Below are 25,999 nucleotides of genomic sequence, written 5' to 3'. Positions count from 1 at the left end.
AGCGGGAAACGAGACTCGAACTCGCGACCCCGACCTTGGCAAGGTCGTGCTCTACCAACTGAGCTATTCCCGCATCACTTACACGGCGTAACAGCGAAGTACTCGAACAGGTCGAATTCATCATTGCTACGGGCTGCGAATTATACGGAGATTCCCCCGCGACGCAACCCCCTAAAGCAAAAAACTTGTCATCGCCAGCGCGTCTGCTGACAAATCGGCCAATCCGGATAATTTGCCAGCAAATTTTGCCGTCACGGCGCGCAAGTCACTTATAAACGGATGAAATTCTCGCGGTAATAGCGCAGCTCTGCGATAGATTCACGGATGTCATCCAACGCCAAATGGGTGCCTTGCTTGCTAAAACCAGCCAGAACTTCAGGCTTCCAGCGACGCGCCAGCTCTTTTAAGGTGCTGACATCCAGATAACGGTAATGGAAGTACTGCTCCAGCTGCGGCATGTGGCGATACAAGAATCGGCGATCTTGGCCGATGCTGTTGCCACAAATCGGTGACGCGCCCGCAGGCACCCACTGCGCCAGAAAATCCAGCGTCTGCGCTTCTGCTTGCGCTTCGCTGCAGGTGCTGGCGCGCACGCGGGCCACCAGACCACTTTCGGTATGGGTGCGGGTGCACCAGTCATCCATCCCCGCCAGAACATCGTCAGGCTGATGAATGGCAAGTACCGGCCCTTCGGCTAAAATGTTCAAGTGCTTGTCGGTCACAATGGTGGCGATCTCCAGCACTTTATCGGTATCCGGATTGAGTCCGGTCATTTCCATATCAATCCAGATTAAATTTTCTTTATCAGCGGCCATGGGCACTCCTGCATTTTTTCTCGCAAACTGCGTGTATGATACAGGGTTTAAACTCCCTGCGTGTAATTACCAAAGAGCAAATCACTTTGAGTAAGAAAAAGCTAACCCTCGGCCAACAACGCCGAGTCAATGCCAACCAGCAACGCCGGTTGAAGCAAAAAGACCAAAATCCGGAATGGGATGATGCCCTGCTCGGCGATGCCCAAGAAGGGGTAGTCATCAGCCGTTTCGGTATGCATGCCGACATCGAGGCCGCAGACGGCAGCCTGCACCGCTGTAACCTGCGCCGCGCCATCAACAGCTTGGTGGCCGGTGATAAAGTGGTTTGGCGGCCAGGCAAGGAGCATATTCACGGGATCAGCGGCGTGGTCGAAGCCGTGCATGAACGCCACTCGGTGCTTACCCGTCCAGATTTTTATGACGGCGTCAAAGCGGTCGCCGCCAACATCGATCAGATTGTGATCGTCTCGGCGGTAGTCCCAGAGCTGTCTACCGATATTATCGACCGTTATCTGGTGGCCTGCGAGCAGGTCAACATCGCGCCGCTGATTGTGCTGAATAAAGTCGATCTGCTGAGCGCCGAAGATCGCTTATGGGCGGTCGAAGCCCTGGAGCAATACCACAGCATCGGCTATCGCATCTTGTGGGTGTCTTCCCATACCGGCGAAGGCATGGATGAGCTCAATGACGCCCTGCGCGAGCGCATCAACATTTTCGTGGGTCAATCAGGGGTAGGAAAATCCAGCTTGATCAACGCCTTGCTGCCAGAGGCCAATGCCGGTACCGGCGCGGTATCGGATAACTCGGGTCTCGGTCAGCACACCACCACCGCCGCGCGTCTGTATCACCTGCTGGAGGGCGGCGACCTGATTGACTCCCCAGGGATCCGCGAATTCGGTCTGTGGCATTTGGATCCGGAGCAAGTTACCGAATCTTTCATCGAGTTTCGTGACTACCTCGGCCTGTGCAAATTCCGCGACTGCAAGCATGATAACGACCCAGGCTGCGCGATCCGCGAAGCCGTGGAGGCGGGCAAAATCAGCCAAACCCGTTACGACAGTTATCACCGCATTTTGGAAAGCATGCTGCTGGCCCGTGCCCGCCGCCACTTCCCACAGCGCGATAATTAACTCGGTGCGCCTCACCCTGCGCGGTGAGGCCGTCTTCTGCGTACGCTAAGCGGTGCGACACAGCGCCTAGCTGCGCGCAGTGTTAGTGCTATCGCCTGAGTCGCATGCCATGCGCATCAGCATGACGTGATAAGAGAAATGGCAGGGATGACGCAGCTGACCGGCGCGGTCAACCTGCATCAACACTGACAAGGCGGCGGATTACGGGTAAAATGCGCGCCTTTTATGCATACGCACTGCGCACGCAGTCAGGCAAACTCGGATACATAACGAAGTTTCGCCCCATGACACTGCCCGCACAGACTCTAGGTGAACGGAGAAGCTACAGGTGTTCAACCAAGTAAAAATTGCACTGCAGTATCTGCTGCCAAAACAGCGGCTGACCCAACTGGCCGGCTGGGCGGCGGAAAAAAACGCCGGCGCGCTGACACACTGGGTGATCCGGCTGTTTGCCCGTCATTACGGCATCAACATGCAAGAAGCGCAAAAGAGCGATCTGAGCGCCTATGCCAGTTTCAACGAATTTTTTACCCGTCCGCTAAAGCACAGCGCGCGTCCAATTGATTTTGCACACAACTGCCTGTGCCTGCCCGCTGACGGCATGATCAGCCAGATTGGCCCACTGCGTGACGATCTGCTGCTGCAAGCCAAAGGCCACTACTATTCACTGGATACGCTGCTGGCCGGCCAAACCGAGTGGGTACGACGTTTTCGTCATGGCGCCTTTGCCACCACTTACCTGTCTCCGCGCGATTATCACCGCGTGCATATGCCGTGTGATGGCACTCTGCGCGAGATGATTTACGTGCCGGGTGAGCTGTTTTCCGTGAATCCACTGACCGCGGAAAACGTACCGGGGTTGTTTGCCCGTAACGAGCGCGTGATCTGCTTGTTTGATACCGCCGCCGGCCCAATGGCGCAGATTCTGGTCGGTGCCACCATCGTCGGCAGCATCGAAACCGTGTGGGCGGGAACCATTACCCCACCACGCCGTGGCGAGTTGCAGCGCTGGACCTATCCAGCTGCCGGTGACGAGCAAGCGGTACATCTGACCAAAGGTCAGGAAATGGGCCGTTTCAAGCTCGGCTCCACGGTAATCAACCTGTTTCCTGAAGGCAGTGTTGCATTTGAGTGCACATTACAGCAAGGTGTTACCACCCGCATGGGCGAGCGTTTTGCCCGGCTGCTGAGTGCCCCGAGTTCTGCTGAAGGTGACACCACCCTCGCATCCCCGCACTCCGGAGCCTGACTAACGCCAGCCTGCGGCTGAACGTTAACAGTATTTAGACCGTCGTTCGCGGCGGTCTTTGTTCCGCGAGGTCGCGCATGTCACGACACCCTTTACAGCGTTATTGTTCCCTCTTGTTGCTGCTGTGTGCCTTACTGGTCAACAGCCTGCCGCTACAGGCAGAGGTGTTGCAACCGGCAGACAAGCTGCAACAATCCATCGACACCACCGAAGCCGGTAATCTGCCCGATAAAAAAGCGATTTTAGAAAATCTGCAGACGGCACTGACTTGGCTGAAAACCCGTGATGAAGCGCAAAAGCGGCGCACGGAATATCAGGCGGCGATTGATAACTATCCCAACCTCACCAGCCAATTGCGCCAGCAGTTACAACAGCTACAGCGCAGCGCTAACAGCACCAGCCATACCCACAATGGCGCAGGGCTGACGACTGCCGAGCTTGAGCAGCAAATTTTGCAAACCAACAGCAAATTGCTGGGGGCGACGCGCGATCTGCAACAAGAAAGCGATCAAATTCAGGCCATCATCGATTCGCTGAACGATATTCCGACGCGGCAAAGTGAAGCGCGCACCTCCCTCAATCAGGCCGAGCAACGCTTATCGACGCTGCCGCCAAGCAGCAATACCCCGTTGCAGCAATCGCAAGAGCAAGCGCTGCGCGCCGAGGTAACTGCGCGCAAGGCTCAAGTGGATACCCTGGAGCTTGAGCAACTGTCGGCCAACAACCGGTTGGAATTGGCACGCCTGCGCCAAGAGATCTCGCGCACGGAGCGCGATCAGCTCGACAGCCGCCTGCAAGCCCTGCGCAATGCCTTTAACGAGCAACGCCAGCAAGAAGCGCAGCAAGCGCTCAAGCAAAGTACCGCCTTAATTGAGCAAAGCGCCGATCTGCCTGCCTTTGTCACCGAGCTGATTAACCAAAACCAGCAGTTGTCACAGGCGCTCAATCAACAGGCCAGCTTTTTAGAGCGCACCGCGGAAGCGCAGCGCAGCACCCAAGCGGACATCAATCAGGTTAAACAAGCGCTGAGCAGTATCCGTGAACAATCGCAGTGGTTATCGGTTTCCAACGCCCTCGGCGAGAGTTTGCGCTCACAAATTGCCAAACTGCCGAAAATGCCCAAACCACAGCAATTGGATCGGGAAATGGCGGATATTCGCGCCCAACGGCTGCAATATGATGAGATGCAAAATACGCCCCTGAGCGAAGAGCAGCTCACGCAAATTGAGGCGCTCCCGAAGAACCTGCGTAACATCTGGAACAGCCAGTATCAGACCCGCCATGACTTACTGACGTCGCTGATCACCGGCACCGATACCAGCATACTGGAGCTGGCCAAACTGAAAGTGGCCACGAACCAACAAATCGATGTGCTGCGCGAAATTAAAGTCGCCACCAATCGCTATCTGTTCTGGTTGCCAGACTTAAACCCGATTGGCCTCGGCTTCCCACTCGCGGTGCTACACGATGTGCGCCAACTGGTGGCGATGGATGTGTTCGGTCAGATAGCGCAGGGTTTTGTCGCCAGCTTACACAGCGAAAGCCTCTTGTGGTTGCTGGCCGCTATCGGCGTGAGCATCGCCAGCCGTTACAGCATGGGTAACTACCGCCGTTTTCTGGACAAAGCCGCCAGCCGGGTAGGCAAAGTGACCTTAGACAGCTTCGGTCTGACGCTACGCACCTTGCTGTGGTCGGTGTGGGTTTCCCTGCCCGCGCCGGTGCTGCTAGCCGCGGTGGGTTACAGTCTGCTCAATGCGTGGGCCTATCCGGTGGCCATTGCCTTTGGTGAAAGCCTGATCAATTTGGTTATCGTGATCAGCTTGTTCGTGATCACCGCCAATTTTGCCCGCGCTAAAGGGCTCTTCATCGTCCATTTTGGTTGGGACAGCAAGAAAGTGGGCCGCGCGATGCGCTATTACGCCGTGTCGCTGGCCAGCTTTGTGCCGCTGTGGTGTGTCGCCGATACCTTAAGCTCGCTTAACGATCGCCAGTTTAACGATACGCTGGTACGACTGGCCTTTATTGGCCTGTGCATCGTGCTGATGGTACTGACCGCCAGCTTACGGCGCACCAAAGTGCCGCTGTACCTCAACGCCCAAGGCTCGGGGCAGAACCTGATTAACTACTTGCTGTGGGGCGTGGTGTTAGCCACGCCGCCACTGGCGATTTTGTTCACCTGCTTAGGCTATCTGTCGACCTCACGGGCGCTGCTGGCGCGGGTGGAGGTGTCGTTGGTGGTATGGCTGTTCTTATTGCTGTTCTACTACCTGACCCGTCGCTGGATGTGGATCCAACGCCGGCGTATCGCCTTTGAGCGAGCCAAGCAGCGCCGCTCTGAGATCTTGGCGCAACGGGCACGCAGTAACGATGATGAGCATGCCACCAGCAATGATGGTGCGCAGGACATGATTGAAGAGCCGGTGATCGATCTGGATGTGATCAGCGCCAAATCCTTGCAGCTGATGCGCTCGATGATCTCGTTGGCCGCCCTCGGCTCGCTGATGTTGATTTGGTCTGAGCTGCGCTCGGCGTTTGCCTTCTTGGATAACATCAACCTGTGGAATGTCATCGACATCACCAATGGGGTCGAAAGCGTCCAGCCGATTACGCTGGGCTCGCTGCTGCTGGCCGGTCTGGCGCTGATCATTACCGCCAAGATCATCCGTAACCTGCCAGCGCTGATGGAGCTGGCACTGTTACAGCATCTGGATCTGACCCCGGGAACCGGTTATGCCATTACCACTTTAACCAAGTACTCGATCATTTTATTCGGGGTGATGATCACCGCCTCGATGATTGGGGTGGATTGGGCTAAGTTGCAGTGGTTAGTGGCGGCGCTCGGTGTCGGTCTCGGTTTTGGTTTGCAAGAGATCTTCGCCAACTTTATCTCTGGCCTGATTATTTTGTTTGAAAAGCCAATCCGCATTGGCGATACGGTGACGATTCGCGATCTGACCGGTACGGTGACCAAAATCAACACCCGTGCCACCACTATTGCCGATTGGGATCGCAAAGAGATCATTGTGCCGAACAAGGCCTTTATCACCGAGCAGTTCATCAACTGGTCGCTATCCGATCCGATCACCCGCATCGTGCTGCGGATCCCCGCCCCGCAACATGCCGATACGCAACTCGTCACCAGTTTGATAGAGCAAGCCGCGCGAAATACACCGAATGCCTTGGAAACCCCAGCACCCGAGGTGTATCTGGTCGACTTGCAGCAAGGGATCCCGCTCTATGAGATCCGCTTGTACGCGGCAGAAATGGGCCATCGAATGCCTATTCGCCATGAGCTGCACAAGCAGATCTTGGCTCTGTTCCACGCCCATGAACTGGAACTGCCGTATCCGCCCAGTCAGATTCGGGTGGAGAAGATGCCGGCCAGTGAAGCGCTACGCCGCAGCGCGGTGAGTAATGTGATGACGATCTAGCGGGTGGCCTTCCTCGCTAATTAGATTTGCCAGCAAATGATAATGAGAACTCATTGCATTTAAGTGAGTTCTCCTTTATTGTACAAGGACTGCACAGAAATCGGTTTCAGCCCTTCCGTTTTCTGCCACGCTCTCCCCCGCATATTGCCGTGCCAGACCGCAGGTTTTGCACAAGCTGGCACGGCAAAAATAAAAAAACGGCGGTCCTAATGGACTGCCGTTTTTGTCTGCTCGCTAGCAATAAACGATAAATTATCGCGCTTCAGCAACACTCACGCGATAATATTCACGCGATCGAGACCGGAAATGCCATCACTTCACTGATATCTTCGGCATTCACGGCCACCATCAGCAAACGTTCAACGCCCAGCGCAACTCCCGAGCAATCCGGCATACCGGCGGCCACGGCGGCCATCAGACGCTCATCAATGGGGTAAGTCGGTAAGTTACGTGCCGCCCGCTTGATATTTTCCTGCTCTAAGCGTTTGCGCAGCTCTTCAATGTCACTCAGCTCATGGAAGCCATCTGCCAACTCCATGGCGTGATAAAACACCTGAAAACGCTCAGCAACGCGGTGATCTTCCGAACTGATTTGCGCCAGCTCCGCCTGATTGGCTGGGAAGTGATACACAAAGACCGGTTTCTCTTGGCCCAGATTCGGCACCACTTCGCGCTGGAACAGCACGTGCAGCAGGCAATCGCGCTCTTCCCCTTCTAGCAGATCTGTTAGCCCTTTAGCTTCAACCAGCTCAGCCAACACCGCTTTATCTGCTGACAGCGGGTCAATATCCAAATGACGCAAGAAGGCTTGCTGATAAGAAAGACTTTCCGCCGGTTCACAGTCGAGGATCTGCTGCAGCAGATCGTCCACTTCATTCATCAGACGGTACATATCAAAGCACGGCCGGTACCATTCCAAGATGGTAAATTCCGGATTATGTCGGCTATCGGCATCCTTGTTACGAAATGAGCGACCTAACTGGAAAATCGGACCGCTTCCCGCGGCCAACAGGCGTTTCATGTGATATTCAGGATTGGTGACCAGATACAGTTTCTGGCTCTCACAATCATCACAGCCTTGGTATTCCAGTTGAAACGGAAATTGGTATACATCCGCTAAGGTAGTCTGACTCATAGCCGGCGTTTCGACTTCCAGCACACCCCGATCAGCAAAGAAACGACGCACATCTGCCAGCATGGAGGCACGCTTTAGCAGATTGCTCATTGGCGCTGAAGGCTGCCAGTTCACCGATTCGCTCATGATTTCCTCTGGATAAACACTCGTAATTGGTGCCGCAGTCTACCCGCGAGTCCGTCATCAGACAAATCCTTGGCGGCATTTCCTCTGTCTGGCCGTCATTTAAATGTAAAAATTCCGCCGTGGGGTTTCGCTTTAGTGAAAAAATGAAGCACTAATGTAAATTAATTCTTAAATTCACTATTTTTGTGACTCCGTGCGGTTTTTTGCGCTCGATCACGAAATCAAATCTTGCTCACTCTTTCGAGTGAGTAAACTCTCAAAACAGGTAACTAAATCAAGTTTTGTTACAGGTGCGATGACTACAATAGCCGCGCTGAAACCGAGGATTTCCCCCTTATTTATTTTTTTTAATCCCGACGACTATAATTTGTCCAATATTTCGGAGGAATGCTGTGCAGACCTTTACCGCAGACATCGCTATCATTGGTGCGGGTGGTGCGGGCTTGCGTGCCGCAATTGCCGCAGCCGAAGCCAACCCTAATCTGAAGATCGCGTTGGTATCCAAGGTATACCCTATGCGCAGTCACACCGTTGCAGCCGAAGGTGGCTCCGCAGCGGTAGCACTGGATCATGACAGCTACGACAACCACTTCAACGATACCGTATCCGGTGGTGATTGGCTGTGTGAACAAGACGTAGTCGAATACTTCGTTAAACACTCACCGATTGAGATGACCCAACTGGAGCAGTGGGGTTGTCCGTGGAGCCGTCGTCCGGATGGTTCTGTAAACGTACGTCGCTTCGGCGGTATGAAAATTGAGCGTACTTGGTTTGCTGCGGATAAGTCCGGCTTCCATATGCTGCATACCCTGTTCCAGACGTCTATCCAATATCCACAAATCCAGCGCTTTGACGAGCACTTCGTACTGGACCTGCTGGTAGACAACGGCGAAGCCCGTGGTCTGGTCGCAATGAACATGATGGAAGGTACTCTGGTACAGATCCGCGCCAACAGCGTGATCCTGGCTACCGGTGGTGCCGGCCGTGTTTACCGTTACAACACCAACGGCGGTATCGTAACTGGTGATGGTATGGCGATGGCTTACCGTCATGGCGTACCTCTGCGTGACATGGAATTCGTTCAGTACCACCCAACCGGTCTGCCGGGCTCAGGTATCCTGATGACCGAAGGCTGCCGTGGTGAAGGTGGTATTCTGGTGAACAAAGACGGCTACCGTTACCTGCAAGACTACGGTCTGGGACCAGAAACCCCAGTCGGTCAGCCGAAGAACAAGTACATGGAACTGGGTCCACGTGACAAAGTTTCTCAGGCGTTCTGGCACGAGTGGCGCGCAGGCCGCACCATCTCTACCCCTCTGGGCGATGCGGTACATCTGGACCTGCGTCATCTGGGGGCTAAGTACCTCAACGAGCGTCTGCCATTCATCTGTGAACTGGCGAAAGCTTACGTGGGCGTGGATCCGGTTAAAGAGCCAATCCCAGTACGTCCAGCCGTACACTACACCATGGGTGGTATCGAAACCGATAACCAGTGCGAAACCCGCATCAAGGGTCTGTTCGCAGTGGGTGAGTGTTCTTCTGTGGGTCTGCACGGTGCGAACCGTCTGGGTTCTAACTCACTGGCTGAAATCGTGGTATTCGGTCGTCTGGCCGGTGAAAATGCCGTGGCACGCGCCGCTGAAATGGGCGAAGCCAACGATGCAGCTCTGAATGCACAAGCCAAAGACATCGAAAACCGTCTGCACAGCGTTCTGAATCAGGAAGGTAATGAGTCCTGGTCGAAGATCCGTGACGAGATGGGCATGTCCATGGAAGAAGGTTGCGGTATCTACCGTACCGAAGATCTGATGCAAGCCACCGTTGATAAGCTGGCTGAGCTGAAAGAACGTATCAAGAAAGTGTCTATCAAAGACCGCTCCAGTGTGTTCAACACGGATCTGCTGTACGCCATCGAAGTGGGTTACAGCCTGGACGTGGCCGATGCCATGGCGAACTCTGCGCTGGCGCGTAAAGAGTCTCGTGGTGCGCACCAGCGTCTGGACGAAGGCTATACCGAGCGTGATGACGTGAACTTCCTGAAGCATACTCTGGCCTTCCGTAGCGAAGACGGCGGCGCGCCGCGTCTGGAATACAGCGATGTATGCATCACCAAGTCCCAGCCTGCCAAGCGTGTATACGGCGCTGAAGCAGAAGACCAAGAAAAGCAGAAGAAGGAGCAGGCATAATGGCAAGCCGTACTCTGAAGATGGAAGTGATGCGCTACAATCCTGAACAGGATACCGCGCCTTATTTCCAGACCTTTGATGTACCATACGACAACGCCACTTCCCTGCTGGATGCGTTAGGCTATATCAAAGACAACCTCGACAGCGATCTGTCTTACCGTTGGTCCTGCCGTATGGCCATCTGCGGCTCTTGCGGCATGATGGTTAACAACGTGCCTAAGCTGGCTTGTAAGACTTTCCTGCGTGACTACGCCGACGAAGGCATGCGCATCGAAGCGCTGGCCAACTTCCCGATCGAGCGTGACCTGGTGGTTGACATGACTCACTTCATCGAGAGTCTGGAATCCATCAAGCCATACATCATCGGTAATGACCGTAAAGTGTCTGAAGGTCCAAACGTTCAGACCCCGGCTCAGCTGGAGAAATACCGTCAGTTCTCTATGTGCATCAACTGTGGTCTGTGCTACGCAGCCTGCCCGCAGTTTGGCCTGAACCCAGAGTTCGTAGGTCCTGGTGTACTGGCTCTGGCACAGCGTTACAACACTGACAGCCGTGACCACGGTCAAGCTGAGCGTATGCCAGTTCTGAACGGCAAAAACGGTGTGTGGAGCTGTACGTTCGTCGGTTATTGCTCTGAAGTGTGTCCGAAGCACGTTGACCCAGCCGCTGCTATCCAGCAGGGCAAGGTAGAAAGTGCCAAAGACTTCATGATCGCCATGCTGAAGCCACAGTGAGGAAAGAAATGAGCACTATCTCCAAACGTAAACCTTATGTTCGCGAGATGAAAGCGAACTGGTGGCAGAAACTGGGCTTTTACAAGTTCTACATGATCCGTGAAGGCAGCGCTGTACCAACCGTATGGTTCGGTCTGGTTCTGCTGTACGGCATGTTTGCTCTGCGCGGTGGTGTAGACAGCTGGTATAGCTTTGTCGGCTTCCTGCAAAACCCTATCGTTCTGCTGCTGAACCTGATTGCTCTGGGTATGACCCTACTGCACACCGCAACCTGGTTCAACCTGGCACCGAAGGCACAGATGATCATCATTAATGATGAAAAACTGCCTGAGAGCAAAATTGTTAAAGCACTGTGGGCAGTAATGGTGGCATTCACTATTTTTGCCCTGGCTATCGTACTGATTTAAGGAAGGAAGAGGATGAAACCATCAATCCCTCAGCGTTCTGACGAACCGGTATTTTGGGGCCTGTTCGGTGCGGGCGGTATGTGGAGCGCCATCGTTTCTCCGGTGATCATCCTGCTGGTCGGCATCATGCTGCCACTGGGTATGCTGCCGGATGGTGCGATGAGCTACGAGCGCGTACTGGGCTTTGCTCAGAGCATCATCGGTCGTCTGTTCATGCTGGGTATGCTGATCCTGCCTATCTGGTGTGGTATGCACCGTATCCACCACGCGATGCACGATCTGAAAGTGCACGTACCGGCGGGTAAACTGGTGTTTTACGGTCTGTCTGCGATCTACAGCCTGCTGGCGCTGATCGTGGTATTCACGCTGTAATCCTACTAGCGAGGCGAAACGTGCTGGTCACGGTTCGCCTCGACATGCGTTCGATATCCGCGCGATCTCCGCGAGAGATAAAAATACCCGGCATCGCCGGGTATTTTTTTATCCCTATCCTTGCTATACCTAAACCAGAGATACCGAAAGCTGTACGGCACTGATGCTGTGCATGACTCTCATCTTGCTTAGGCATTTTGCTAAGGATAGGCCAATGCTATCACCTCGCGCCCTGCTCTCCGCCGCTACCTTGTGGTTAACCGCACTGTTAACCGCCTGTACGCAAGTTCCGCCCGGCGCCAAGCCGATTCAACAACTGGATCTGACGCGCTATCAAGGTACGTGGTACGAAATTGCGCGCCTCGACCACTCGTTCGAGCGCGGCCTGACCCACGTCACAGCCGACTATCTGCCGCGTGATGATGGCGGGATCCGCGTCATCAACCGTGGGTTTGACCCCGCGAAACAGCGCTGGCAAGTTGCTGAGGGCAAAGCCTATTCACTGGCGCCCGATATGCCGGGCTCACTGAAAGTCTCCTTTTTCGGCCCGTTTTACGGTGGCTACCATATCCTTAAACTGTCTGACGACTACCACTATGCGCTGATCAGCGGCCCGAGCCATGAATACCTGTGGATCTTGGCCCGCACGCCAACTCTGCCCACCGCCGAGCTCGACGCGCTCTTACAGCAAGCCAAAGCGGCCGGTTTTGCCACCGACGCCCTGATTTTTACCGACCAGCGCGCTCCGCGACCACAAAGTGAACTGGCAAGCACACCGGTACCCTAAACCAAGCGACAGCGCCGCACGCCAGTCATCCCTTGTCAGACAAGGATAAAAACAGGCATCGCGGCGCACTCACCGACATCAATAATAAAGTTCAGGGATGGTGGCCATCAGCGGTGGAGAATACACCGCTCGACCGGTCAACGAAGATATTCGCGCAACTCAACTACTGAATTTTAGCCCCAAGATCCCGCACACAATCAGCACCAAACTGCCGACCCGCACCAAAGAAGCGGACTCGCCAAACAAAATGATGCCCATGATGGCCGTTCCAACCGCGCCGATACCAGTCCACACCGCATAAGCGCTGCCCGCTGGTAACTGACGCATCGCCATTGCCAGCAACACCATGCTACCACTGATGGTTAAGGCAAAAATCACCGTCGGTAACGGACGGCTAAACCCATGGCTGGCTTTTAAGGCCAGCGCCCAACACACTTCAAAGATACCTGCAATAATCAGGTATACCCACGCCATAGTCCTACACTCCTCCATGGCATTCTTCGGGGTCGTCCCCATACGAAAGGCAGTCATACCGGGTCGTCCCGGGACTGAATAGACAACGTGCGACTCTGGGCCGCACGAGAAAGAAACTAGCAATGCTGACGCGAAGAGTCGAGGTCGCTAGGTAGATTGCGCCGGCGCAGCGCATAAAGCAAGCCGGGGATCAGTAACAAGGCGGCCACCGCCGCGGCCACTACTGCTGGCCAGTTGCCGCTTCCCCACCAGTACAGCAGATAAAAACCGCCGGCGGCAGAGCCAAAATAGTAGAACATTAAATACAGCGCGCTGGCCATCGCACGCCCTTCACCGGCATGCTTACCGACCCAAGCGCTGGCTAATGAGTGCAGCAGGAAAAAACCGATACTATTAATCAACAGTCCGGCAATGATCACCCACAGCTGCAAACTCAACGTCAGCAATGTGCCGCCCGGCAAACACCCCACACCCAGCGCCATCCCCGCCGGAACCGAATAGCGCACGCTCCAATGGCCGGCTAAACTGGCCGACACCGTGCCGCTTAAATAGCATAAAAACAGCAATGACAACGCACTGGCTGGCAGATGCCACGGCGCGCCGTGTAAGCGAAAGGTCAGTACCGAAAACAGATTGATGAAAATACCAAACGCCAGCATGCTGATTAAAAACACCGGCCACAGATAAGGATTGCGTAGGTGGCGCAACAAGGTGCCAAACAGTGCGCGCGGCCGTAAGGCTTGTGCACGAAAATGCTGCGGTTTAGGTAATAACACGGCCACCAGCGATACACCAGCCGCGGTGAGCAGCGCCAGTGTCCACACCGTAGCTTCAATACCAAACCACTGTGACATCCCACCGCCAATCAAACGCCCCGCGATTCCGCCCACCGAATTGGCGGCCACATAACTGCCCACCGCCCGCATAAAGGCTTTAGACTCAAACTCTTCGGCCATGTAGGCCACCGCCACGGCAGGAAAACCGGCCAATCCAATGCCTTGGATCACCCGCAGCACAATCCAGCTGCTGAGGCTCTGCGCCAACAGCAGCGCCAGCGCCGTCCCTAACGACAGCCCTAAGCTACACAGCATGATGCGACGCCGACCGAGCGCGTCGGCGGCGATCGCCCACGGCAGCAAACTCAGGCTTAACCCGAGCGACGCGCCAGCAAAGATGCCGTTCACCTCGCTGGCACTGGCACCGAACTGCGCCGCCAGCAGCGGCAACATCGGTTGTGGTGCGTACAAATTACAAAAGACCAGAAAAGAGGATAGCGCCAGCGCGGCGGTGGCGCGCCGGTAATCGCGGCTTCCCTGCGTGATCATGTTGTGTCCTTACCTCGGGGCGACCGATACGTTCAGTGCGCCAAATCACTGCACCCAGTCCGTCACTATAATGGTTATAATCTCAGCAGAATATGCGTCAGGGCAGATTTTACCGATTCCGCTCTCACCACAAGGAACGATGATGCCACACACGACTCCCGTGACCACGCCTGAACAGGACACGCGGCCACGTCAGCTCACGCCGCAACTGCTGAGCGCGGCCGAGCAGCAACAGATCCTGCAACCCGGACAAGCCGCGGCGCTATGGCAGTTTGTCTGCCAACAAGCGCCAACACCGAGCTCGCGTTTTACCATCGCGCAGGTGCTGTACACCTTAGGCGGCTTACTGGCGATTGGCGCGATGACCGTCTTTATGCAGCAAAGTTGGTCACGCTTTGGCCCACTGACCTACAGCACGTTGTCCGCCGCTTTACTGCTGATTGCACTCCTGCTAGCAGAAGTGCTGCACCGGCGTCGTTACCCATTGCCAGCGGCCTTATGCGCTACGGTCGTGATGCTGACCGCGCCGCTGATTTTGCTCGGGTTACAAATGCACTGGGGATGGTGGGATGATCCGCACACCCGTCTGCCGCTGTTTTATCTCGATTATCCGGGCATGGCCGATCGGCGTTGGTTATCGTTGGAAGTGCTCGGCTTGCTGACCGGTCTGGCGATGGTGTGGCGCTACCGCGCACCACTGTTGATGCTGCCACTGAGTTTACTGCTGTGGGTCACGCTGCTGCATAACGCGCTCGATCTGTTGAGTTGGTGGCATAGCAGCTGGCGTCGTCAGTGTCTGCTGTCACTGCTGATTGGCGTTGGCATGTTAGGGATCGCCGGCTGGCTGGATCATCGCTATCGGCGTCAGCCCGATTATGCTCACTGGTGGTATGTCAGTGCGCTAACCATCTGTTGGACTAGCCTGACCTTGCTCGACAGTCACAGCGAGCTGGGACGCTTTATTTACTGTTTACTGAATTTAGGCTTGATGCTGCTGGGGCCGCTGTTGAACCGGCGGGTATTTACCCTGTATGGCACGCTGGGTGTGTTTGCCTATTTTGGCTATCTAGCGTGGTCACTGTTTGCAGACAGCACGCTGTTCCCGTTTATTCTGTGCGCGGCAGGGCTGTTGGTGATTGGCCTTGGCGTCAAATGGCAGCAGCATGAAGTGGCGATTGCCAATTGGGTGCGCCGCCGCTTGCATCTGGATGCCTAAGCGCGGCTAAATCGTAATAACTACGGACGCTGCAAAAATTATAGCCCCGCGTATGCGGGGCTATGCAATCGAGCAACTATCGTCGATGCGAATCGGTCTGTATCTCGGCGTGTGTATCTAAACGTATGCCGCGATCATTGGCGCGGCTTATCTGATGACTAGTGACTCGCACATGACTTGTTACATTGCTCAGCTCAGCTCAGCTTAGCCACCAAACTGGCACAAGTAGGCAGTATCTTGCGCCACTTGCAGATCAAAGGCGCTGTCACCAGGGACATGAAACTCACTGCCCGCCGCAAAGGTCTGCCACGCATCGCTACCCGGCAGACGCACCGTCAGCGCACCGCGCAGCACCACCATCACTTCCGGCGCGCCGGTATTAAAGCGGTACTCGCCCGGCGCCATCACACCAACGGTAGCCCGACGCTCACCATCTTGAAAACCGATGGATTTAACCTGCCCAGCAAAATAGTCGTTCACTTCCAGCATGTTGTTACTCTCCCTGTCAAAATGGCTCGGCTGATCCCAAGCCTGCAGTCGGCAGCATACCGGTGATTTTTTGTTCTGACTAGATAAAAACCACGCCGCAAAACCCGTGCCCGGTTAGCCCATGATCTTATCGCGAAACATGAAGAACACCGCGCCCAGCAGGCATAAACCGGCCCAGACAAAGTCCATCCGAAACGGCTCTTTCAGGTAGTACAACGAGAACGGCACAAACACCGACAGCGAAATCACCTCTTGGATAATTTTAAGCTGCCCTGGCGATGCGACGGTATAACCAATGCGATTAGCCGGCACTTGCAGCAAATATTCAAACAAGGCAATGCCCCAACTAATCAGCGCAGCAAACAACCAAGGTTTATGGGCGAAGTTTTTCAGGTGGCCATACCAAGCAAAGGTCATAAAGATATTGCTCAGACACAACAGGCCTATGGTTGTTACCAGCGGCGGCATAACATTCCTTTTTTAACGGTGTACTTCAACAATTAACGGCCTTAATCGACGGCGCGCTGAATAGAGCTACCTAATTTTTGCACATCACGACCAAACCCTTTGGTGGTCTCACAACCGGTGGTCAAAAATGCCAGCAGTAACGGTACAACTAGCCAGATCATACGTGGTTTCATGGTTATCCTCACGCGTTCACTCTGGCCGGTGGCCAGATTCAAGCTCTACAGACGTCTGATTTTATTATAACCGTCCCCGCCTTCCCATCCTGTCGGCGTGAATTTGCTTGGTCTGACAATACGCCAGCTTCCAGCAAAAAGCGCAATCGCTGCCACAAAACCGCATAAAACCAGAGGTAACTCGCACAAAATCACAGCACCGACGCTAAAGATCGACTAGCCTCAAAGAAAGGTGTTCACGAAGAACGCCGCCAATAGCCGTGAGCCCAATGCGCTCATCATGCTAACGGCACTTTTCAGGGCGGACGGATTTCCCCCTGCCAGCGATAGCCGATTCCGCCGTGGATACCACAGTGCATCGTCTATCATACACCGTGATGCCGAGCATCAGCAGTGCCTGCCAGAGCAGGCCGAACCAACACAAGGACGTAGCGCATGTTGAACAACCCCGAACAAATTCTGCATCAGATCCAGCACCATCTATGGCAAACCCTGAATCAAGCCACTACGGTAGACGATTTTATTTTGCGCCAACCTCGCCAGCAGCGTAGCCCACGCCGCGCCCTATTCAGTCTGCCGCAAGGCTTTCACAGCCGTAGCCAGCGCTTTCGTCCGTATGTGGAAGAGTTATTGTATGAGCTCGATGGTCTGAAAATGCAGGCCGATAGCCCACTGATTGACGTGCACATTTCAACACTGGCGCACAAGCTGGAGCTGTTACGTAGCGAGCTGCGCTGTCAGCTGCGGGGAATCCAGCAAGCCAGTTAAAGATTAAGCTCTTGCGGTATTGGCCTCATCGCCCGTAAGCGCTTTCTTGTATACGAAACATGCACGAGAAATAAACGAAGATCCGGCGATAATAAGCTCAGACAGATACAACCATAAACAGTGATAGCAACAGATAGCGCGGCGCACCGCAGTAATGACTCTTACGCCGTATTACTGCGCACAGAGCTTCATAAATCACAGAGCCGCATAAATAATGGGCTCCATAAAAATAAGCGCCATAAAAAAACCCACCTAACGGTGGGTTTTTCTTTTTTATACACTGAACAGGTCAGGTATAGGCATTACATCATGCCCATACCGCCCATACCGCCCATGCCGCCCATACCGGCGCCCATGTCAGCTTTCTCTTCCTTCGGCATGTCAGTAACCATGCACTCGGTAGTGATCATCAGACCGGCTACGGAAGCTGCGTACTGCAGTGCAGAACGGGTTACCTTGGTTGGATCCAGGATACCCATTTCCAGCATGTCACCGTACTCTTCGGTCGCTGCGTTGTAACCGTAGTTACCTTCGCCCGCTTTCACGTTGTTCGCAACCACAGAGCCTTCTTCACCCGCGTTAATCACGATCTGACGCAGAGGCGCTTCCATCGCACGCAGAGCTACGCGGATACCCACGTTTTGCTCTTCGTTTTGACCAGTCAGGCCAACCAGCTTGCTAGCAACACGCACCAGAGCAACACCGCCACCAGCAACCACGCCTTCTTCTACCGCAGCACGAGTTGCGTGCAGGGCATCTTCTACGCGCGCTTTCTTCTCTTTCATTTCCACTTCGGTAGCAGCACCGACTTTGATCACAGCAACACCGCCAGCCAGTTTCGCTACGCGCTCTTGCAGTTTTTCACGGTCGTAGTCAGAAGTGGCTTCTTCGATCTGCTGACGAATCTGCGCTACGCGGCCTTGGATAGCGGCTTCATCACCCACGCCATCGATGATGGTGGTGTTGTCTTTGGTGATCACAACGCGCTTAGCTTGGCCCAGGTCTTCCAGAGTCGCTTTTTCCAGCTCCATACCGATCTCTTCAGAGATCACGGTACCGTTGGTCAGGGTCGCGATATCTTGCAGCATTGCTTTACGACGGTCACCGAAACCTGGCGCTTTAACAGCAGCCACTTTCACGATACCGCGCATGGTGTTCACTACCAGCGTTGCCAGCGCTTCACCTTCGACATCTTCCGCGATGATCATCAGTGGCTTACCAGACTTGGCTACCGCTTCCAGAACTGGCAGCAGTTCACGGATGTTGGAGATCTTCTTATCTACCAGCAGGATGAATGGGTTATCCAGCTCAGCAGAGCCAGTTTCTGGCTTGTTGATGAAGTATGGAGACAGGTAACCGCGGTCGAACTGCATACCTTCTACCACGTCCAGCTCGTCTTGCAGGCCGGTGCCGTCTTCTACGGTGATCACGCCTTCTTTACCTACGCGCTCCATAGCTTCAGCAATCAGGGTGCCCACAGTCTCATCGGAGTTAGCAGAGATGGTACCTACCTGAGCGATAGCTTTGGTATCAGCACAAGGAACAGACAGCGCTTTCAGCTCTTCAACCGCAGCAATCACCGCTTTGTCGATACCGCGCTTCAGATCCATTGGGTTCATGCCCGCAGCAACAGCTTTCAGACCTTCGTTCACGATAGCCTGCGCCAGTACGGTGGCAGTGGTAGTACCGTCACCTGCCGCATCGTTCGCTTTAGAGGCAACTTCTTTCACCATCTGCGCACCCATGTTCTCGAACTTGTCTTCCAGTTCGATTTCACGTGCTACAGACACACCGTCTTTAGTGATAGTTGGCGCACCGAAAGATTTATCCAGTACCACGTTACGGCCTTTCGGGCCCAGTGTTACTTTTACCGCGTCAGCCAGTACGTTTACACCACGCAGCATTTTTACGCGTGCATCATTGCCAAACTTCACGTCTTTTGCAGCCATGACAGATTCTTCCTTCAAAAATTGTGTTAAGGGTTAAAAGCAGTGAGCGATTATCAGGCCTGAACGATCGCCAGGATGTCGCTTTCGGACATGATCAGCACTTCTTCGCCGTCAATTTTCTCGCTCTTCACGCCGTAGCCATCGTTGAAAATAACGATGTCACCTACTTTTACGTCCAACGGCTTCACTTCGCCGTTGTCCAGAATGCGGCCGTTACCGACAGCCAACACTTCACCCCGGGTAGACTTACCCGCTGCTGATCCGGTCAATACGATGCCGCCAGCAGACTTGGATTCAACTTCTTTGCGCTTAATGATTACACGGTCATGCAGTGGACGAATGTTCATCGTTTCTACTCTCCAGATAACAAATTTAACACCCGGAATTCCATACCGGCTGTGTAGTTTCATATGTAGTTTCAAAGGTGGCGACCGGCCTAAGGCCTGCCGCGCTTGTGGTAATTGAAATGGGGGACTCCCGCGCCGGCTTCAAGGGGGCAAACAAAAAATTTTTTATTCCGGCATAAAAAAGGGATGAATGGCGAAATCGATCACATTCATCCCCGAGAGCTTTACAGCGTTACATGCCCAGCTTACGCATTCATGCACATAGCGATGAAGACCGCGTCACGATGCCGGCATACATGCCTACCTTCATGATTAATGTAGGCGTGGCGGCTGATCGTGGTCATCTGGCCCTTGCTGGCTGTGATCGCCCTGATGAGTCGGCGGGTCTTTACGCTCAAACTCACCATCAAAGGTGCGATGACCGCTGCGATTATCCTCGCCACCAAACGGGGTAAAGCCTGCACTGCCGGTGCCAATAATTTGCATTCGCGGCAGCACCCAATGCGCCAGCGCCTTTTGTACCCACGGCAGCAGCAGAATCAACGCCACAAAATCGGTTAAAAAGCCGGGGATAATCAGCAAAATACCGGCGATAACCAGCATACCGGCCTGCACCACTTCTTGGGCCGGCATTTCACCCTGCGCCAGTTTTTGCTGGATAAGCATCAGCGTCTTGACCCCTTTACTGCGGATCAGCGATACCCCCACCATCGATGCCAGCAAAGCCAGTGCCAGCGTTGTCCAGCCGCCAATCTGATCAGCGACCTGAATAAATATCGTTATCTCAATAAACGGCAGAAATAACAGCAACAGCAGAAAGAAAAGACGCACTATGTGCTCCTCGATGCGTAATAGCGTTAAATAGTAAGATGGGGGCGATTGACCGTAATTTCAATCCGCCGCTCACTGTAGAGGGATTTCACCCTCGATGACACGTGAGTGGGATCACATTTATTAACTCTATTTAGGTAACATGCAACAAAAAGTGATCTAGGTAAATTTTTCCCCCGGCCATTCCAATAAGATCACCTACACTTTCAGGGAAGAACGGTAATTTTTCCTGCCGTTTTGCATAAAAACGACACACTATACTTTAACAAACTCATTACCCGTACATTCAAGGTTTACCTATTATGGCTAACAATATTCGTATCGAAGAAGACCTGCTGGGTACCCGCGAAGTTCCTGCTGATGCTTACTACGGCATCCATACTCTGCGCGCTATCGAGAACTTTAACATCTCCAACACCACTATTTCTGACGTACCAGAGTTCGTACGCGGCATGGTGATGGTGAAGAAAGCCACTGCGCTGGCCAACAAAGAACTGGGCGCAATCCCAGCGAATGTCGGCGACATGATTGTTAAAGCCTGTGATCTGATTCTGACTACTGGCAAGTGCATGGACCAGTTCCCGACTGACGTATATCAGGGCGGCGCCGGTACTTCCGTAAACATGAACACCAACGAAGTTGTAGCTAACGTTGCGCTGGAACTGATGGGTCTGGAAAAAGGCCGTTACGACGTGATCAACCCATGCGACCACGTAAACGCCAGCCAGTCTACCAACGACGCTTACCCAACCGGCTTCCGTATCGCTGTGTACAACAGCATCATGCAGCTGATTGAGAAGATCGAATACCTGAAAGTGGGCTTCGATAACAAAGCGACCGAATTTGCAAAAGTACTGAAGATGGGTCGTACCCAGCTGCAGGACGCGGTTCCAATGACCCTGGGTCAGGAATTCCACGCGTTCTCCGTACTGATGCAAGAAGAAATCCGCAACCTGAAGCGTACTGCTGAGCTGCTGCTGGAAGTGAACCTGGGCGCGACTGCGATCGGTACCGGTGTGAACACGCCAGAAGGTTACTCTTCAACCATCATTGGCCACCTGTCTAACGTGACTGGTCTGCCATGCGTGATCTCTGAAGACCTGATCGAAGCCACCTCTGACTGTGGCGCTTACGTCATGGTTCACGGTGCTATCAAGCGTACTGCCGTTAAGCTGTCTAAGATCTGTAACGACCTGCGTCTGCTGTCTTCCGGCCCACGCGCTGGTCTGAAAGAAATCAACCTGCCAGAACTGCAAGCCGGTTCTTCCATCATGCCAGCTAAAGTTAACCCAGTGATCCCAGAAGTGGTGAACCAGGTTTGCTTCAAAGTGATCGGTAACGACACCGCTATCACTTTCGCTGCCGAAGCCGGCCAGCTGCAGCTGAACGTAATGGAGCCAGTAATTGGCCAAGCGATGTTCGAGTCCATCTCTATCATGGCGAACGCGTGCGTGAACCTGCGTGACTTCTGCGTTGATGGCATTACTGCTAACCCAGAAAAATGTGCTGCCTACGTGTTCAACTCTATCGGGATCGTAACTTACCTGAACCCGTTCATTGGCCACCACAACGGTGACATCGTAGGTAAAATTTGTGCTGAAACCGGCAAGGGCGTACGTGAAGTCGTTCTGGAGCGCGGTCTGCTGACTGAGGAACAACTGGACGACATCCTGTCCGTTGAAAACCTGATGAACCCTCAGTACAAAGCAAAACGTTTCACGGAAGAAGAGGCGTAATCAGCTCGAACGTACAATAAAGCCGGCTTCTGCCGGCTTTTTGTAGTTCAGTTGGTGTCGTTATTACAAATAAAGGATTCTTGTCGTCCGACACCTTTTGGAGAAGATATCACTATGATGTGGATGGAGTTAGCCGTTGTTCTCATCGGCATTTTTATTGGTGCGCGTATTGGTGGCATCGGGATCGGCTTTGCAGGCGGTCTAGGTGTTCTGGTTCTCGCGTTAATGGGCGTGAAGCCGGGTAATATTCCTTGGGATGTTATCCTGATTATCATGGCGGTAATTTCTGCCATCGCAGCAATGCAAATCGCTGGCGGTATGGATTATCTGGTGAGCGAAGCAGAAAAACTGCTGCGTAAGCACCCAAAACAAATCACTTTCTTAGCACCGCTGGTGACCTATTTCATGACGCTGCTGGCCGGTACCGGTCACACCGCGTTCTCTACTCTGCCGGTCATTGCTGAAGTGGCGAAAGAGCAGGGAATTCGTCCGTCTCGTCCACTGTCTATCGCAGTAGTGTCTTCCCAGATTGCAATCACTGCCTCTCCAGTATCCGCTGCCGTGGTGTTCTTCTCTGGCATCATGGAGCCGCTGGGTGTGAGCTACCTGCAAATTCTGGGGATCTGTATCTCCACGACGCTGGCTGCGGTGATCCTGACCTCTTTCGTGACCAACTTCTTAGGTTGTGAACTGAAAGATGACCCGGTATACCAAGAGCGTCTGGCTAAAGGCCAAATCAAACTGCGTGGCACTAAAGAAGTGACCCTGCTGCCAGGTGCCAAGCTGTCTGTGGGTATATTCCTGGTCGCTATTCTGGCGGTAATGGCTTACGCCACGGCAATCTCCCCAACTGTGGGCCTGATTGAAACCCCAGTAATGCCACGTAACGATGCGATCATTGCGTTCATGCTGACTGCAGCAACCGCGATCACCGTACTGTGCAAAGTTGACTCGGGTAAGATTGTTAACGCCGCAACCTTCAAATCGGGTATGTCTGCCTGTATCTGTGTGATGGGTGTGGCTTGGCTGGGTGATACCTTCGTTGCTGCGCACTTAGACGGCATCAAGGAAACCGCAAGCTCAATCCTGAACCAATATCCTTGGATGCTGGCTGTGGTTCTGTTCTTCGCTGCGATGCTGCTGTACTCCCAAGCGGCAACCGCTAAAGCTCTGCTGCCTGCAGCGCTGGCGCTGGGCGTAGCACCAGTTACCGCTATCGCCTCTTTCGCAGCAGTTTCTGCTCTGTTCGTTCTGCCAACCTACCCAACCCTGTTGGCGGCGGTAGAAATGGATGACACCGGTTCGACTCGTATCGGTAAAGCGGTATTCAACCACCCGTTCATGATCCCGGGTGTGCTGTGTATCGGTCTGTCCGTACTGTTCGGTTTCCTGGTCGGTGGCATGGTGCTGTAATCGCACTTAGCGCCACAGGTTAAACCTGACAACAGGCACCCATGCGGTGCCTGTTGTTGTTTTGGCCCCCATTCGCTTGTTCGCGATCTTCGTAATCTTCTCTTCCTTCCACATACCATACTGACCACGAGTAATACTGAACCGCCCCACGCGACCAAGCCGGTAGACCATGCCTTCGCCGACATTGGACAGCGGTTTTCGGTATATTTCAGGTATAGTACGCCGGTATATGTTTTATCCACGTGAGAGCCTGATGTGATGAATTCCGTAACTGCGGCGGTTTCTGCCCGTCTGGTGCTGTGCACCGCTCCGGATCAGGCCTGCGCCCAGATGCTGGCGCGGACCTTGGTCAACGAACAATGGGTGGCCTGCGCCAATCTGCTGCCCGGTATGCTGTCAGTCTACCGCTGGCAGGGCGAAGTCCATGAAGATGCGGAAGTGCAACTGATTTTGAAAACCGACAGCCAACATCTGGCCGGCATGCAAGCGCGCCTGCGTGAGCTGCATCCGTACCAAACTCCAGAGATCTTGGTGTTAGCAGTCGAGGATGGCGACAAGGAGTATCTGGCATGGCTCAGCGCCTCATTACGTTAATCAGCCTCCTGCTGCTCAGCACCAGTGCACTGGCGCTGAATCTGTTTCCCAAAGCCAATCCGCAGGGTTTTGTACCGGTGGATGAGGCGTTCCCTTTTGATTTTCACCAGCAAGGCAACCAATTAGAGCTGCACTGGCAAATCAAGGATGGCTATTACCTGTATCGCCACCAGCTGAGTGTCAGCGCCAACGATGCCACGTTAGGTGACTTCACACTGCCGCCCGGTAAAGCTCATCGTGATGAGTTTTTTGGCGAAACCCACATCTTTACCGCGCCACTGACCTTGAACATCCCGATTGCGGCCACCGGCCAGCAACCAAGCGTCAGCGTAACCTATCAGGGCTGCGCCGCCGCGGGGCTATGCTACCCGCCAGAAACGCGCGTGGTGCCATTAAATGCGTTAGTTACGCCAACCCCAAAGAATGTAGCCAACGCGCTTGCCGAACCGACTGTGGCGAAGTCCGTACCGTCAATGCCTGACGCGGCCAACAAGCCGTCGTCAGCTACAAACCAGAGCAACGCCGAAGCCGTGAGCACGGCAAGCTCAGGCGCACTGAATAACAACGCACCAGAACAAGAACAACTGGCATCACGGCTGGCCGCTAACCGCTGGGCACCCCTGCTGTTCTTCGTTCTGGGATTAGGGCTGGCGTTTACCCCCTGCGTACTGCCGATGTTCCCCCTGCTCTCCGGCGTGGTCTTGGGCGGCGGTCAACGTCATTCGCACGGCCGCGCACTGGCGTTATCGCTGGCCTATGTGCAGGGGATGGCACTCACCTACACCCTACTTGGACTGGTAGTCGCCGCCGCCGGTTTGCAATTTCAAGCCGCGCTACAGCACCCTTACGTACTGATTGGCTTGTCGGTATTGTTTACCCTGCTGGCGCTATCCATGTTTGGCCTGTTCAGCTTGCAACTGCCTTCGGCGCTGCAAACCCGTCTGAGTTTGCTCAGTGGTCAGCAGCGTGGCGGCAGCTTGCCGGGGGTGTTTTTGATGGGGGCGATTGCCGGTCTGATCTGCTCGCCTTGCACCACCGCGCCGTTATCGGGTGCACTGCTGTATGTGGCCGATAGCGGCGATCTGCTGACCGGTGGGCTGACGCTGTATCTGCTGGCCTGCGGGATGGGCTTACCACTGGTCGGCGTCGCCTTATTTGGCAACCGGCTGCTACCAAAAAGCGGCCCGTGGATGAATCAAGTCAAAACCGGTTTTGGTTTCCTGCTGCTGGCGATGCCGGTGTTCCTGCTGTCTCGCTTGCTGCCCGAGGTTTGGACTTTACGCCTGTGGAGCCTGCTAGCACTGAGCGCGTTAGGGTGGCTATTCAGCACCCTGCCAGCACACCGCCGCGGATTTTTAGTGCTGCGGATCGCGGCGTTGATTGGCATGATCCTGCTGGCGCGTCCGCTGCAAGATTGGGTCTTCCCGCCACAATCGGCCGCGGCAGCGCGTGAGCTAACATCCACACCGCACTTTATCACCATCCGTAATCAGGCCGAGCTGCAACAAGCGTTGCAGCAAGCGGCCGGTAAACCGGTGATGCTGGATCTGTACGCCGACTGGTGTGTGGCCTGTAAAGAGTTCACCAAATACACCTTTAGCGATGCCCAGGTACAAAACGCTTTCTCTGAGATGGTGTTACTCAAAGCCGATGTGACGGCTAATAATGCCGCCGATCAGGCGTTGCTGCGTGAGCTCAATGTACTGGGTTTACCGACTCTGCTGTTCTTTAATCCGCAAGGCCACGAGATCCCGCAAAGCCGAGTCACCGGCTTTATGCCAGCCAGCCCGTTCCTACAGCATCTGCAGCAGCGGGTACTGCAATAATTTTGTTGCGTGCCGCAC

At 54.3% G+C, this 25,999-nt stretch carries 24 protein-coding genes and 1 tRNA gene; 14 read left to right on the top strand and 11 right to left on the bottom strand.

Features of this window, described 5'->3' with window-relative positions; translation table 11 throughout:
• Positions 1-73: transfer RNA gene (locus tag L975_RS16360), tRNA-Gly, on the bottom strand.
• 196 nt (positions 74-269) lie between these two features.
• Positions 270-815: an oligoribonuclease gene (gene orn / locus L975_RS16355; protein WP_047709325.1), complete on the bottom strand. Its 546-nt coding sequence runs from the start codon at positions 813-815 to the stop codon at positions 270-272.
• Positions 816-901: 86 nt separating this feature from the next.
• Between orn and rsgA the strand changes: the two genes are divergently transcribed.
• The 3 genes from rsgA (at position 902) to mscM (ending at position 6,625) form a co-directional block, all read left to right on the top strand.
• Positions 902-1,945: a small ribosomal subunit biogenesis GTPase RsgA gene (gene rsgA / locus L975_RS16350; RefSeq protein ID WP_010864782.1), complete on the top strand. Its 1,044-nt coding sequence runs from the start codon at positions 902-904 to the stop codon at positions 1,943-1,945.
• Between the two features lie 328 nt (positions 1,946-2,273).
• Positions 2,274-3,194, top strand: coding sequence for an archaetidylserine decarboxylase (asd, locus tag L975_RS16345; protein WP_047709324.1), 921 nt, complete (start codon positions 2,274-2,276; stop codon positions 3,192-3,194).
• Positions 3,195-3,271: 77 nt separating this feature from the next.
• On the top strand, positions 3,272-6,625 hold the full coding sequence (gene mscM / locus L975_RS16340) for a miniconductance mechanosensitive channel MscM (RefSeq protein WP_052181555.1): 3,354 nt from the start codon (positions 3,272-3,274) through the stop codon (positions 6,623-6,625).
• Between the two features lie 286 nt (positions 6,626-6,911).
• Here the strand turns inward: mscM and epmA are convergent, their stop codons facing one another.
• The gene (gene epmA, locus L975_RS16335) at positions 6,912-7,886 is read right to left on the bottom strand and encodes an elongation factor P--(R)-beta-lysine ligase (protein WP_010864786.1); all 975 of its coding nucleotides are present in this window, start codon (positions 7,884-7,886) and stop codon (positions 6,912-6,914) included.
• Positions 7,887-8,278: 392 nt separating this feature from the next.
• Here epmA and frdA point away from each other — a divergent pair, with 392 nt between their 5' ends.
• From frdA to L975_RS16310, 5 genes are all read left to right on the top strand, one after another.
• Complete coding sequence (gene frdA / locus L975_RS16330) at positions 8,279-10,072, top strand: fumarate reductase (quinol) flavoprotein subunit (RefSeq protein WP_010864787.1); 1,794 nt, start codon at positions 8,279-8,281, stop codon at positions 10,070-10,072.
• Complete coding sequence (locus L975_RS16325; protein WP_010864788.1) at positions 10,072-10,806, top strand: succinate dehydrogenase/fumarate reductase iron-sulfur subunit; 735 nt, start codon at positions 10,072-10,074, stop codon at positions 10,804-10,806. The genes frdA and L975_RS16325 overlap by 1 nt, the downstream gene beginning before the upstream one ends.
• Before the next feature lie 8 nt (positions 10,807-10,814).
• Entirely contained in the window at positions 10,815-11,213 is a 399-nt protein-coding gene (frdC, locus tag L975_RS18255) for a fumarate reductase subunit FrdC (protein WP_010864789.1), read from the top strand.
• Positions 11,214-11,225: 12 nt separating this feature from the next.
• A complete protein-coding gene (frdD, locus tag L975_RS18250; protein WP_010864790.1) occupies positions 11,226-11,585 on the top strand; it encodes a fumarate reductase subunit FrdD in 360 nt (119 codons plus the stop codon).
• A gap of 214 nt (positions 11,586-11,799) precedes the next feature.
• Entirely contained in the window at positions 11,800-12,372 is a 573-nt protein-coding gene (locus L975_RS16310; protein WP_052181554.1) for a lipocalin family protein, read from the top strand.
• 159 nt (positions 12,373-12,531) lie between these two features.
• Here L975_RS16310 and sugE read toward each other — a convergent pair whose 3' ends face one another.
• Positions 12,532-12,846: a quaternary ammonium compound efflux SMR transporter SugE gene (gene sugE / locus L975_RS16305; protein ID WP_047709323.1), complete on the bottom strand. Its 315-nt coding sequence runs from the start codon at positions 12,844-12,846 to the stop codon at positions 12,532-12,534.
• Positions 12,847-12,962: 116 nt separating this feature from the next.
• Entirely contained in the window at positions 12,963-14,171 is a 1,209-nt protein-coding gene (locus tag L975_RS16300; RefSeq protein WP_052181553.1) for an MFS transporter, read from the bottom strand.
• Positions 14,172-14,313: 142 nt separating this feature from the next.
• Here L975_RS16300 and L975_RS16295 point away from each other — a divergent pair, with 142 nt between their 5' ends.
• Positions 14,314-15,387, top strand: coding sequence for a DUF2157 domain-containing protein (locus L975_RS16295; RefSeq protein ID WP_052181552.1), 1,074 nt, complete (start codon positions 14,314-14,316; stop codon positions 15,385-15,387).
• Positions 15,388-15,591: 204 nt separating this feature from the next.
• Here the strand turns inward: L975_RS16295 and L975_RS16290 are convergent, their stop codons facing one another.
• The 3 genes from L975_RS16290 to L975_RS17825 form a co-directional block, all read right to left on the bottom strand.
• The gene (locus tag L975_RS16290; protein ID WP_047709322.1) at positions 15,592-15,876 is read right to left on the bottom strand and encodes a pyrimidine/purine nucleoside phosphorylase; all 285 of its coding nucleotides are present in this window, start codon (positions 15,874-15,876) and stop codon (positions 15,592-15,594) included.
• Positions 15,877-15,990: 114 nt separating this feature from the next.
• The gene (locus L975_RS16285; RefSeq protein WP_010864797.1) at positions 15,991-16,344 is read right to left on the bottom strand and encodes a DMT family protein; all 354 of its coding nucleotides are present in this window, start codon (positions 16,342-16,344) and stop codon (positions 15,991-15,993) included.
• 41 nt (positions 16,345-16,385) lie between these two features.
• Entirely contained in the window at positions 16,386-16,517 is a 132-nt protein-coding gene (locus tag L975_RS17825; protein ID WP_010864798.1) for an entericidin A/B family lipoprotein, read from the bottom strand.
• 435 nt (positions 16,518-16,952) lie between these two features.
• On the opposite strand from L975_RS17825, the gene L975_RS16280 reads away from it, so the two are divergent.
• On the top strand, positions 16,953-17,285 hold the full coding sequence (locus tag L975_RS16280) for a hypothetical protein (RefSeq protein WP_039046340.1): 333 nt from the start codon (positions 16,953-16,955) through the stop codon (positions 17,283-17,285).
• Between the two features lie 302 nt (positions 17,286-17,587).
• Here L975_RS16280 and groL read toward each other — a convergent pair whose 3' ends face one another.
• The 3 genes from groL to L975_RS16265 form a co-directional block, all read right to left on the bottom strand.
• Positions 17,588-19,234, bottom strand: a complete 1,647-nt coding sequence (groL, locus tag L975_RS16275; RefSeq protein ID WP_010864800.1) for a chaperonin GroEL — start codon at positions 19,232-19,234, stop codon at positions 17,588-17,590.
• A 53-nt stretch (positions 19,235-19,287) separates the two neighbouring features.
• The gene (locus L975_RS16270) at positions 19,288-19,581 is read right to left on the bottom strand and encodes a co-chaperone GroES (RefSeq protein WP_010864801.1); all 294 of its coding nucleotides are present in this window, start codon (positions 19,579-19,581) and stop codon (positions 19,288-19,290) included.
• A 312-nt stretch (positions 19,582-19,893) separates the two neighbouring features.
• Positions 19,894-20,412: an FxsA family protein gene (locus L975_RS16265; protein ID WP_047709321.1), complete on the bottom strand. Its 519-nt coding sequence runs from the start codon at positions 20,410-20,412 to the stop codon at positions 19,894-19,896.
• 302 nt (positions 20,413-20,714) lie between these two features.
• Between L975_RS16265 and aspA the strand changes: the two genes are divergently transcribed.
• The 4 genes from aspA (at position 20,715) to L975_RS16245 (ending at position 25,981) form a co-directional block, all read left to right on the top strand.
• Positions 20,715-22,148 carry an aspartate ammonia-lyase gene (aspA, locus tag L975_RS16260; RefSeq protein ID WP_010864803.1) on the top strand — a complete coding sequence of 478 codons (1,434 nt, stop codon included), beginning with the start codon at positions 20,715-20,717 and terminating at the stop codon, positions 22,146-22,148.
• Between the two features lie 114 nt (positions 22,149-22,262).
• Positions 22,263-23,561 carry an anaerobic C4-dicarboxylate transporter gene (locus L975_RS16255; RefSeq protein ID WP_010864804.1) on the top strand — a complete coding sequence of 433 codons (1,299 nt, stop codon included), beginning with the start codon at positions 22,263-22,265 and terminating at the stop codon, positions 23,559-23,561.
• A 258-nt stretch (positions 23,562-23,819) separates the two neighbouring features.
• Complete coding sequence (cutA, locus tag L975_RS16250; RefSeq protein ID WP_039046339.1) at positions 23,820-24,155, top strand: divalent-cation tolerance protein CutA; 336 nt, start codon at positions 23,820-23,822, stop codon at positions 24,153-24,155.
• Complete coding sequence (locus tag L975_RS16245; protein ID WP_047709320.1) at positions 24,131-25,981, top strand: protein-disulfide reductase DsbD; 1,851 nt, start codon at positions 24,131-24,133, stop codon at positions 25,979-25,981. Before cutA ends, L975_RS16245 begins: the two co-directional genes overlap by 25 nt.
• The last annotated feature ends 18 nt before the right edge of the window (positions 25,982-25,999 follow it).

This window comes from Plesiomonas sp. ZOR0011 (assembly GCF_000800945.1).
GTDB classification, from domain to species: Bacteria; Pseudomonadota; Gammaproteobacteria; order Enterobacterales; family CAMTGL01; genus Plesiomonas; species Plesiomonas shigelloides.
Note: the sequence above shows the minus strand (reverse complement) of the source record. Positions and strands in the feature narration are given on the sequence as shown.